Raw genomic sequence first — 11,827 nt, 5'->3', positions numbered from 1 at the left:
TTATCCATTGACTGTATATTTGTTATATCTCATTTTAAACATGAGGTTAAAATGAGCCCCCTCACCTAATGCGAAAGGGTGCTTGGTAAATCAGAAGTTAGGTTTCCAATCAAAAAATGAAAATATAAGCAACTATTAAAATGCTATCATAATGTTTTAATGATTTTTCAAGCATTATTACATATAAGTATAAATTCCTTTAATATCCATTTGATAAAATATAATCCAAATATTTACAATAGTTAAATAAATATTTCTACAAATTCAATATATTTACAAAAAATACAAAAATGATACATTTAACTTGTAACAAATATAATTTAAACAAGGGGGAATTTTTATGTTAAAAAAATTAGTAGTTGGAGTATTGGCGACTGGTATTGCTTTAACTGGAGGAATGGGGGCTTCAGCAGCAAGTTTGGAAAAGCCAGAAGGCCCAGTAAGTTCTTTAAAAGCAGCCAAATGTGAGCTGCCTTCTCGCATTAAAAAGCTTTCAAATGGTAAATTTGAACAATACGTTAAACGTACTGATAATTATTATACTGAATCGCTCTGTGGTGGTACAATGCATTGGTACTTCAAAGGTATGGCTCCAGATGGATATTCACGTTATGAAGGGCATCTAATTTTATAGAAGTATTTCTATAGAAGCATTTTAAATAATTATAAGCCATATTTTTGGGGTGGAAAATCTAAATTTAGCCCTTTTTTGTTAGGTGAGCATGTATTACTACATATCACTATATGTTTCTCTAAATTCCATTTCATTAGGTTCTGTCTGATACTACAAGGCATTAGCAGTCATGGATACTGTTAATGGTTTTAAGAATAATAAAATTTGAAAGCTTTTGTTGATTTGAAATAAAGTCGCGACTTTTTAAAAAAAGTTGTGATGCTTTCCCCTTTTAGATACGATTATCTAAAGGGGGATTTTTATGTCTAAAAGAAAAAGAACATCTGAAATTGAAAAATGGATAAAAGAAGTTCGCGTTTTATGTATCGGTGCAAATTATAAACCGTGGCTGAAAATTTAATATGTATTCTCTTTAGGTGTTTCAACTCGTTTAAAAGGAATAAAAATGAGTAGGCAACATGAACTTTTATCGGATTTAGAACGAATTTATTTTTATTTAATTTAATATTAAGATTTTAATTTGGTATTCGTGAACAATTTCTTTTACTACCGTTGGAAGAAACAATTGTTATTGTAGATGAGTTAGGTATTAAGTATCCTATTAATCCCAAAACCGGTGAACCAATTGTGATGACAACGGATTATTTATTAACAGTAGATAAAGGGCAGGGTATGTTTGAAGCGGATTGTACAGTTAAAATGAAGGATGAATTACTGAAGGAACGTGTACTTGAAAAGTTCGAGATTGAACGTGAGTATTAGAAGAGGTGGGACATTGATTGGAGTATTGTTACAGAGGAAGAGATTCATAAAATAATAGAACTGAATATTAGTTATTTTCATAATTATTACGATATATTTAAAGAAATGAGTTCACAGCTTATCGAGAATTTATGTTTATCGTTGATGCAGAGGTTACTAAATGATTCACGTAGTGTCCGTATAATTACAAGTGAATTTGATACGGATACACATTTATCTTTTGGTAGTAGTGTGACACTTTTTTATCATTTGCTCGCTCGAAAAATTATTGTGATAGATATGCTTGACCTTTAAGTTTAGAGCAATCAACTGATATTAAATCAATTGATGAAAGCAAGTTGAAGAAGGTGAAATACGGATGATTTATATTAATCAAGTGCTTCAATATGTAACGGATTCTAGGAGAATACGTGTAATCGATATTGAGGAATCATATGTTAATATTAATACGATAAGTGCTATGCCTTAATAGGGATTATATGGTGGTTTGCAGACGAATATAAAACAAGGTGAGCTTTTAGTGGTTATTGACCTTTATGCAAATTCTGGGGGTAAGGGAAAAAGTAAGTCTTTAACAAATACCAGGATAAGACGCCCTCGAAGGGTAAATATTAGTGGAGATTACCAAAAGGGTATCAATATTAATAGTTGAGTAAAGTTGCAATTTGAATATGCTATTAACAAGTATTATCGCAAAACAAATAACTATTTACTAACAGACAGACGTATACCATTTTATTTTGCGTGATTTCTACTCAAATCGCTAAAGAGAATAGGGAAATTAAATATCGTGTTTGGGATGCTAGTCGAATACCTTCTTATAATCAGCTTTACTATTGGTTTAAGAAAGTAGAGGGTCAAAAAAAGATATTCAATTCCGTAAGAGTGCAAAGGGATTTGAGTCTAAACATAGACCGATTTTAAGTGATTCAAAATCTGAAACAAATGGTCCAGGAACGCGCTTTCGAATTGATGTAACAATCGCAGACATTAATTTAGTTAGTTCCTTGGATGTAAATAAAGTCATTGGTAGACCAGTTATTTACACTTAATTGATGTGTATTCTCGAAGCGTTACAGGTTTATATGTAGGGTTAGCAGGCCTGACATGAATCGGATCAATGATGACTTTGGATAATATGGTCGCAGGTAAAGCTAAATTCTGTAAGCAATATGGAATTGAAATACTCAAGGAGCAATGACCTACATATCAATTATTCGAAATTTGGTATATATCAATAAAAAGAATAAGATTAAGAGAGAACAATCACAAGCTAGAACTAAAGAATTATTACCGTTATTAAAAATAAGAAATAAAGCACTTCATAAGAAAATTAATGTATATGAATTAACTTTAAAAGAAGGCTATATTAAAAAATGTAATATTTTTAACGAAGGAGGAATATAGAATGAAAGCGCGAAAATTTTATGAAATTCTGGAAGATTTAGATGCTATTAGTCAAGTGGAAATAGAGTTATTTTCAGATGTTGATATATATGGGTTTGAACCACGAAAATTTTATGATGAGTTCAGAATGAAGTGGTTTCAAGAATTCAATTGCGATTATTTTAGCTTTATTGAAAAAGTAGAGTGTTGGAATTATGGTTTTGTTCATCTAGAAGAGGTCTCTCTAGAAGATAGAAGCGTATATACTGGATATGACAATACGAGTTTTAAAATAGAAGAAGTAAAGGTTAATCCTTTTTCAAATATATTTGAGTTTGCATTTCTTATGAAAGGTGATATAACAGAAATTCATTTGATGGCAAATCAATCTTCGCTATATCTACCATTAAGGGTTGCAGGGTGTCCCAAAAATAATGAGTTTTGGAAAAAAATGTTGTATCAAAGTTTTATGTTATATAAAGCTCATGATTTGCTTGGTTGTTTTATGAATATGTTCATTGCGTTTGAAGGAATGCTCAGGTTTAATACTGGTGATGGTGCAGAAGTTAAGTTGAATGATGTTTATTATAATTATACAGGATATAGCTTACCTAGGTATTTAAAAGCATATAGGAATTTACGTAACCAGATAATGCATGGTAACGAAGGAGAATTTACTAAATTGAGTAAAGAAGATTTAATGATACTATTAATTAATATTCATGCTTTAGAAACGAATAAGTCAATAGTTTACCCTAAAAAAGATACTAAAGTTATTAAAAGGTTTTCAACAAAAAGTATTAAATAATAATTTTTACCATTTTTAACTAATGTATATCCAGATGAGTAAATATATTTAGCGATTGCACGTTATTACTTTTATAGTGGCAATATTGATTGTAAAGACACGTTAGAAGAAGTGTTTCAAAGCCTTTCTGTGATTCCGAGTGTGGAAATTGGCAGCCATTTTGCTATATTAGTTGAGCAATTAGACTCTAACTATTCTACTGAGACTATATTATTTAATTATACAATATTATGCAATGTTTTTTACAAAGCAGCGTAGTAAGAAATTCTACAAGGCGTTGCTAGTAATGGACCAGCACTTTATAAAAGAATCGGTATGATTGCAGGTAGCTTTATAAGAAAAAAGGACTCTATTATTGTGCGGAATGTATGAAAATTAATGTGAAGCAATTTGGAGAATCATACATACATCGAAATCATCAGTTACAAGGGGGTGATTACTGTCCTATCATGAGGTGAAATTGAGAACAGGCAACTAGCCGTATTGAATACGTTCGACTTAAGTTGAAAAATATTAACCTATCTTCTATTTACAAAGCTGATTCCTTTGCAGAAATTTTAATTTCACATCCAGAAATACAAGATAGAGAAAAATCTAATTAGGCAAAGAAATTTATTTATCATAAACAGAATTAAAAAGGTAATCAGGAAGAGTTCACACTAGATGAACAGGTAGAGGGGACTACTGAAGATTTTGATATGATCCAAATGAATCAATTAAAGCATGAATATACGACAGTACCTAAAATTGATTATGTTAAGGGTAATTCTAATAAGTAACGAACCATAGAAGATGAAAATACGAAGAGATACTGCATTAACAATGATTCTATTCGTTCCACAGCTGACAAGAGAATTAGAGCATAAAATGTTACACGAAATTCAAACACAGGGTGAACTACAAGATTTCATTAACGTATTAAAAATAACGGAACAGCATCCACAAGTACGAACAATTAAAGTAGTTATTGATGTATTACCAGATGGAACTGATGAAAGAAAATTCACCAAATTAACTGATGGTATTACAAAACGGTGTTATGTGATTGCTGAGGTATATATGGTTAATAGAAGGCGATTTAGCATTATAGAAATTGAGAGAGAAAATCATTCGTTATCTATACTTATTTTATCATCAGCCTTTGTCTGTAACTGAAACTTTATTTATAATCTTTTATTCGTAAATCTTTATATAGAGTGTGTAACGCTTTCGAAGAATTACAGTTTAAAATAGTGGATAAAAGTGTCTATTTTTCCACATTTAAGATGTTATAATAATTATAAAGATGTATATTAGAATTTCTGTAAATATTACATAGTCACTTTGGAGGACAATATGGAATTAAAAAGAGCTATAGAGCATATTTTAGATGGTAATGGTTTATTATTTTTAGGTGCCGGTTTTTCAAAAGGAGCATTGAATATTTTGGGGAAACCATTAGGAGATGCAACTGAGTTAAGTCATTTTTTATGCGATGAAATGGAGATAGGACATTCTAGCGAATTGGGGGAGGTTTCGGGCTACTATTTACAAAGCGCAAGTAATGAACTTGAGTTGAATAAGAGGAAGCTTACATTAATTAAACATATTCAAAATCTTTTTTTCACTAGAAATGTTGAAGATTATCATAAAATAATCGCTAATTGTCCTTGGAGAAGAATTTACACAACAAACTATGATGATGTAATTGAGTTTGCACATGATTCTAAAATAGATTCATATTTCATGAATTCAAATTTCAAAGAAATTATTAAGGATAAAAGTATAGTTCATTTAAATGGATATGCGAGAACAGTAACATCAGAACAACTGGATAATGAATTCAAGTTAACAAATCGAAGTTATTTAGAAGAAGATTTTTTAAAAAGTAGTTCTAAAAAAGCTTTTGACCATGATGTGAAAAATTCTAAAGTAATAGTCATAATAGGAGCTTCGCTAAAATATGATTTGGACATTCAAAGGGTCTTATTTTCAAGTAGCGATATTAAGAAAAAAACTATCTTTATAGATAGAGAAAAAACTCAGGGTTCACCAATTGAAGAGGCAAGAAAGAACTTAATTGGCGAAGTACACAGAATAGGAACAAAAAAATTTACTGAAGAAATTAATGAAATAAAGGAAACGTATAAACCAATTTCAAAGATTGATGAATGGAAATCATTCGAAAAACTTAGTAATAAATTTAATAATAGCTATAAAGAGTTAGAAGAGAGAGATATTTGGGATTTGCTAATAAGTGGGGATATAAATCATTTACTGGTTAATTCTAATAAGGATAATAACAATTATATGATTCAAAGATCTATCTTTGATTCTATAAAACAAGATTTAGGTAAAAGGAATTTTAAAATTGGCATTATACATTCTAATTTAGGGAATGGAAAGACATGTACGGTTAATTTACTAGCTTATCAATTGTGCGATTCTTACAATGTATATTTATTTAAAGAGTATGAAGAGGGCTGGGAATTAGAAGTTGAAAAAATCGGGCAATTAGAGGGAGAAAAGATAATTATTATTGAAAATTATCAAAACTATTTAGATTTAATAGATAGAATTTTAGATATCACAGATGAATCTTGTAAAATAATATTGACCAGTAGAACTTTTATAAATAATTCTACGTACTATAGAATAGAAGAAAAGATAAATGATAAAAATACCATTGAAGAGTATGATATAAATACCCTAAAATATAAAGAAATAAAGGATTTAAGCGTTTATCTTAAAGAAAGAAAATTTGATAAAATATTTGATTTGCCTTTAAAGGAAATTGAAAAAATAATAGTAGAGGATTGCGGGAGAAGGATGTCGGATGTTTTACTATATATTATTAAATCAAAAGCAATTAAAGATAAACTAGACCATATTATTGATCCTGTATTAAAAAATCATATAAAAAAAGAAATTCTGTTAGCAATTATTATAAGTAACGCTTGTTCTTTAGATCTCGAATTTAACGATATAGTTAGTATACTAGATATTTATGCTGATATTTCATTGGTAACTAGAGATTCTATGTTATCTGAATTTGTAGATGTTGATAATAATAATATAAAAATGAGGTCGGCAGTATTATCAAGTTATATTTTAGTATCAAAAGAATTAAATAAGGATATTATTAGTGTTATGGAGAAACTGGTCCTCAATGCTGATAGGGTGTTAGATGGAAATAAAAGTGATAATATTAGAAAACTCCTTATTTCCATTTCAAATATTAGAGAAATTTTAGTACAAACTCAAAAAGATGATAAGAATGATATTAATAATTATATTCTTCGATATTTTGAGAAATTAATTGAACTCGAAGAATTTAAAAATAATATTTTCTTTTGGCTACAGTATGCAATGGCATGTATAGATGCTAAACAGTTTGATAGAGCAGAGGTTTATTTCAAAAATGCATACAAATCGGCGTATTCAGGATTTAATACTTTTCAAATTGATACCCAATACGGGAGATTTTTGCTTGAAGTAGGTTTAAATGAGGATATGAGTAAAGAATCGTTTGATAATTTTATGAAGGCTAATAATTATCTAAAAGGTGCAATACTCAAAAAACCTAATCAATCATATTACGTTTATAAACAAGCATACTTGATTGAAAAATATATAAATAAATATGTTAATTTTTGGGATCGAAAAGAGAAAGCTAAAGCTTTAGAGATATGTAAATACCTGCAAAGAGAAATTCAGAGGTCTGGTAAAAGACATTTTAATGTTTTGAAAATAATGGACAGAACTATTAGGAAAATACTTCTATCTACAACTAAACATTCTATATATGCATCTAAATAATGTTATTTTGAAAAGACTAGTGTTAGATATGCTATAGAGAAATTTATTTGAAAGAACCTTTATTTCAAATCTAGACTAATTTGTTTTAGAAGATAACTGATTTAAAAATAACCTTCTTTTTCATTTTTAGTTGCACAGCAAGAATGAAAAAGAGGGTTATTACTTTATGATTTTTTTAAGTAAATGACCATTGTGAGCCAAAATTAAGGTTTTATGAATATAAATAAAAGAACATTTTACTTGAAAAAATCTGTGTGTTTAACAACAGTAGGCTTATCAAAAGCCAGTATTTATTTTGGGAATATGTATCAAGATTCAAGTGCGCTTTTAGAGATGTTAGATTTAAATATGGAAAATCCAATAGGTTATCAATATACATTAATCATTATTTATATCACAGTTTGTTTCCTGCGTTCAAATCGAGAATATAAAAATGGTAAATTAAAGTGCGAGTCGTTTTTTATTAATGGAAATCTAGTCCCTTTGTTGCCGCTATATCAATAAGAATGCTGTCAGACTAAAGATATCGAAAACTTATAATTCTTATAAACAAGGACATAATATTTTTAGTTTTGAGTTGCATTTTATTTTTCAGTCATTAGTTGTTACATGGGAATTATTAAAGGAAATTAAAATGTTTATTATAATACAAGCTTTGAATAAAGGTGTGATACTTTATCTTTTTAATCAAAGGTTTCTAAAAGAGTTTTGATTAAACCTTTTTAGAAAAACTAACTTCATAACAAAGTTTAACCCTCTTATTTTAGTCAGACTTTATCCAAACCAACATCTTTTCCGTAAAATTACAAAAATGATATGCCTATGGTAGTAATAAAGAAGGGTATAAAATATTATTAAAAAAAGACTGTTGTAAGAAATGGACAAGTATATGGCTTATATGGACTGAAATTTTGTTAAGAAAGGACACTCAATTGAGTGTCCTTTCTCGATTTATTAAATATCATACGCATAATGGAATTTAATCTAAAATTAATGTTTGATGAATTCCTGATAATTTATTAATTTCCCTAATTACTTCTGGAACTAATGGTTTCTCAGTTTCAATTATTAACAAAGATAGTTTTCCGGTTTCTTTTCTTGAAATTCTTACTGTATTAATATTAATTTTACATCTTGATAAGAGAGCGATTACAGAAGAAATCGTACTAAAATGATTATTATTCATAATAAGAAGAGCAGGGGTTGTATCGCGTAACTTTAGTTCAAAACCATTAACTTCAATAATTTTTACTCTTCCCCCTCCGAGTGAGCAAGCAATCATTTCAATTTTATCTTTACCTTTATATAAACAAATTTTGGCTGTATGAGAATGTACTGGTTTTGCAACCTCTTCTATACAATTAATTGTAATTCCTCTTTCTTTTGCGATTGTAAGTGCATTAATAATTAGTGAATCATCTATTTTGAAACCTAAGATGCCACCAACAATTGCTACATCTGCACCAAAATGATGATTCCTCTTTTTAAATCCTCCATATAAGGAAATATCAATTCTGTCTGGTTCATGTGAAAATAACTGTCGGATAGTATATCCTATTTTTACGGCGTCCGTTCCAAAAATATTAGGTGTTCCAATTGAAATAGGACCGATGATATCAAATACAGATCTATAGTTCATAATAGTTGGTTCCCCTTAACATTGTTAATGAAAGTTATAGATAATCAGCTTTCTTTTTCAAAGTATTATTAAATAAAAAAAGAATTATTGAGGTATTCAACATATGTTCATAATAGAAGAATTAAGTAGTTTGTATTCCACTTGTTAATTCGAAAACTTCTTTTGAAAAGTTAAGAGAACATACAGTATATGAACTAAAGTTATTAAATACCTCTTTCAAATATGTGTAAAGAATAGATAGACTTTACTATAAATAAAGCCCACAGGAGTTTTTAACTCCCTGGGCTTTCATTTTTCATAGTAATTCGGTTTCTATATGGTAAACGGAATCCTAATGCGATTGCGGCTCCAGCACAACTAAATAAACAACCAAATAATAAGTAGAGTGTAGGTGATGATTCCCCAATTGCAACAGACGCAACGCCCCCAATTGCAGGGAAAAGTGCAACCATATAACTACTTACTGATGCACCAATACGCTCTACTAACTTAAGGTAGAACATCCATGCACCGAAGGAAGCAAATACAGTTAAAAATGCTAAAGCTCCTAGGTAAGAAACAGATGTTGGTATTGTAAAGGTTTGTTGCTGGAAAACACAAACAGCAAGTAAAAGTATTGAAGCTACAATAAAACCAACACTATTTGAATAAACAGCATTAATCCCACGTCTTGCATTTCGAGCAGAAGCCGCGTCTCCAATTGCTGTAAGGACAGTTCCTAATACTGCAAGTCCTATTCCTTTTAAATCACTTGTATTAGAAGCCCCCGTTGTTAGTAATGGATAAACCAATATAGAAACGCCTGCAATTCCAACTATTCCACCTATTAAAATTCGAGAATGAAGTTGTTCACCTAAAAATATGCGAAGTGCAATCGGTGTCAAAACTGTTTTTAGTGAAAATAGTAGCGTTACTAATGCAGCAGAAATCCAAATCGTAGCATAGTATAAACATAAATAACTAATAGCTAAGTTACATACTCCAAAAGTAATGAGAGGTAAAGCATCTTCACGGGAAGGCTTACCCTTTGGACGTACCACGCAAGCAAGGACAATAAACATGAGTGCAGCTCCCACCAAGCGATAAGTTAATGATAGTTCAAGACTTACGGGTGTACCTTGGATTTTTACTACAATAAAGTTCAAACCCCATACTATCAAGCAAAATATATACATTAAAGCTGTCATGCAAATTCTACCTCAGCAACCTGTGCAAAAGGAATGTCGAAATAATTAAATACTTCTGTTAGTGCTTCAGCTAATTGCAAGATTTGTTCCTCAGTATGATTTGGTGTGACGTTAACTCGGAAACGCTCCGTACCTACAGCAACAGTTGGTGAGTTAATAGGTTGTAAATAGACATGATGCTGTTCAAGTAAACGTTGAGCAGCAGCTTTACATTTTTTAGCATCCCCAATTAGTACAGGAAGAATATGTGTCTCACTTGAATCCATAATAGGAATATTTGCTTGACCAAGTGCATCTCTTAACATACTAGTCTTTTGATGTAGGGCATTTCGTTCACTATCTGAAGATTTTAGGTGTTCAACACTAGCATGACATGCTGCAACAATTGCTGGTGGTAATGAAGTTGTAAAAATGAAACCGGATGCAAAAGAACGTACAGCATCAATTAATAATGCTGAAGCTGCAATGTATCCCCCAATTACTCCAATTCCTTTTGCCATTGTTCCTTGAATAAAGTCTAAACGATCTACAAGACCTAGTTCGGCAGCTATTCCTGCACCACGGGGGCCATACATTCCGATTGCATGCACTTCATCGATAAACGTTAAAGCATTATATTGTTCAGCAAGTTCTATAATTTTTTCAATTGGTGAAATATCGCCATCCATTGAGTAAACGGATTCAAAAACAATGATTTTAGCTCGATCATGTGGTTGAGCTGCAAGCAATTCTTCCAAATGTTCAACATCGTTATGTCTAAATACCGCTCGTTCAACTTTTGTACTACGTATACCATTAATGATTGAAGCATGATTGCGTTCGTCAGAGAATACGATACAATTTGGAAATAAACGAAGTAAACATTGTAATGTCGCATCATTAGAACCATATCCTGTAGGGAAAACTAAGGCTGCTTCCTTACCATGCCATTCAGCAAGTGAGGATTCAAGTGCAGCATAATGATAATGTGTACCACCTATGTTACGGGATCCACCTGAACCCGCACCAAATGCTCGAATAGCTTCGTGCATTGCTTCGGTAACTACTGGGTGTTGTGACATCCCTAAGTAGTCATTACTGCACCAAACAACAACAGGTTCTGTATCTTGTTGACCATTTAAGTGTGCCAATGGGTATTGACCGCGAATTCGATTAATGGTAACAAATTCACGATATTGTCCACTTTCTTTTAATGATTGGAGCTTATTGCTAATAATTTCTGAATACATAACCTTACCTCCAAGTAAATTTTACGGTTTGAACCGTTTTATTGTTATATTCTTTTTATTAAAAGAATATAAACATGTAAAAAAATTCTAAAAATTGCTTTTTCATTATAGCAATAAATTACAAAAATAGTTAATGATATGTAAATTTACATATTTTTATTTCTATTAGACTGATATCATACAAGAGGTATTGTATATATAAATGATACTAGCGATGTTTAGCTGTAACAGATGGTATGTTAAAGAAGTGTGTGGAAGTATTGTAAACAGAGGGATAATTTGTTAAGAGTGATAAATTAAGTTGAAGCAAAATAAAAAGCTCAATTATACTAATCGATTCAAGTGAAAATATAGAAAAAGAAAAGGGCAATATTATTAAATAAA

9 protein-coding genes and 1 pseudogene are annotated in these 11,827 nt (G+C 30.4%); 7 read left to right on the top strand and 3 right to left on the bottom strand.

Annotation, left to right across the window (positions count from 1 at the left end):
* Nucleotides 1-340: 340 nt before the first annotated feature.
* From GD442_RS27140 to GD442_RS27115, 7 genes and pseudogenes are all read left to right on the top strand, one after another.
* Nucleotides 341-634 carry a hypothetical protein gene (locus tag GD442_RS27140; RefSeq protein WP_098570233.1) on the top strand — a complete coding sequence of 98 codons (294 nt, stop codon included), beginning with the start codon at nt 341-343 and terminating at the stop codon, nt 632-634.
* A 552-nt stretch (nt 635-1,186) separates the two neighbouring features.
* The gene (locus GD442_RS28560; RefSeq protein WP_236582436.1) at nt 1,187-1,396 is read left to right on the top strand and encodes a TnsA endonuclease N-terminal domain-containing protein; all 210 of its coding nucleotides are present in this window, start codon (nt 1,187-1,189) and stop codon (nt 1,394-1,396) included.
* 12 nt (nt 1,397-1,408) lie between these two features.
* Nucleotides 1,409-1,690 (top strand): TnsA endonuclease C-terminal domain-containing protein, encoded by a 282-nt coding sequence (locus tag GD442_RS28555; RefSeq protein ID WP_481747876.1) that lies wholly within the window; start codon nt 1,409-1,411, stop codon nt 1,688-1,690.
* Nucleotides 1,691-1,754: 64 nt separating this feature from the next.
* Nucleotides 1,755-2,594, top strand: a pseudogene (locus GD442_RS28210) (Mu transposase C-terminal domain-containing protein); the annotation flags it as partial.
* Between the two features lie 210 nt (nt 2,595-2,804).
* On the top strand, nt 2,805-3,590 hold the full coding sequence (locus GD442_RS27125) for a hypothetical protein (RefSeq protein WP_159365273.1): 786 nt from the start codon (nt 2,805-2,807) through the stop codon (nt 3,588-3,590).
* Between the two features lie 792 nt (nt 3,591-4,382).
* Nucleotides 4,383-4,745 carry a hypothetical protein gene (locus tag GD442_RS27120; protein WP_159365272.1) on the top strand — a complete coding sequence of 121 codons (363 nt, stop codon included), beginning with the start codon at nt 4,383-4,385 and terminating at the stop codon, nt 4,743-4,745.
* 180 nt (nt 4,746-4,925) lie between these two features.
* Nucleotides 4,926-7,388, top strand: coding sequence for an SIR2 family protein (locus GD442_RS27115; RefSeq protein WP_159365271.1), 2,463 nt, complete (start codon nt 4,926-4,928; stop codon nt 7,386-7,388).
* Between the two features lie 979 nt (nt 7,389-8,367).
* On the opposite strand, the gene sdaAB is transcribed toward GD442_RS27115, so the two are convergent.
* The 3 genes from sdaAB to hemA form a co-directional block, all read right to left on the bottom strand.
* Nucleotides 8,368-9,027 (bottom strand): L-serine ammonia-lyase, iron-sulfur-dependent subunit beta, encoded by a 660-nt coding sequence (gene sdaAB / locus GD442_RS27110; RefSeq protein ID WP_098364379.1) that lies wholly within the window; start codon nt 9,025-9,027, stop codon nt 8,368-8,370.
* Nucleotides 9,028-9,299: 272 nt separating this feature from the next.
* Entirely contained in the window at nt 9,300-10,214 is a 915-nt protein-coding gene (locus GD442_RS27105) for a DMT family transporter (RefSeq protein WP_000126047.1), read from the bottom strand.
* Nucleotides 10,211-11,443, bottom strand: coding sequence for a 5-aminolevulinate synthase (gene hemA, locus GD442_RS27100; RefSeq protein WP_000286715.1), 1,233 nt, complete (start codon nt 11,441-11,443; stop codon nt 10,211-10,213). Before hemA ends, GD442_RS27105 begins: the two co-directional genes overlap by 4 nt.
* Nucleotides 11,444-11,827 lie beyond the last annotated feature (384 nt).

This window comes from Bacillus sp. A260, from assembly GCF_009861435.1.
In the GTDB taxonomy this organism is placed as follows: domain Bacteria; phylum Bacillota; class Bacilli; order Bacillales; family Bacillaceae_G; genus Bacillus_A; species Bacillus_A cereus.
This window is presented reverse-complemented; position numbering and strand designations above follow the sequence as displayed.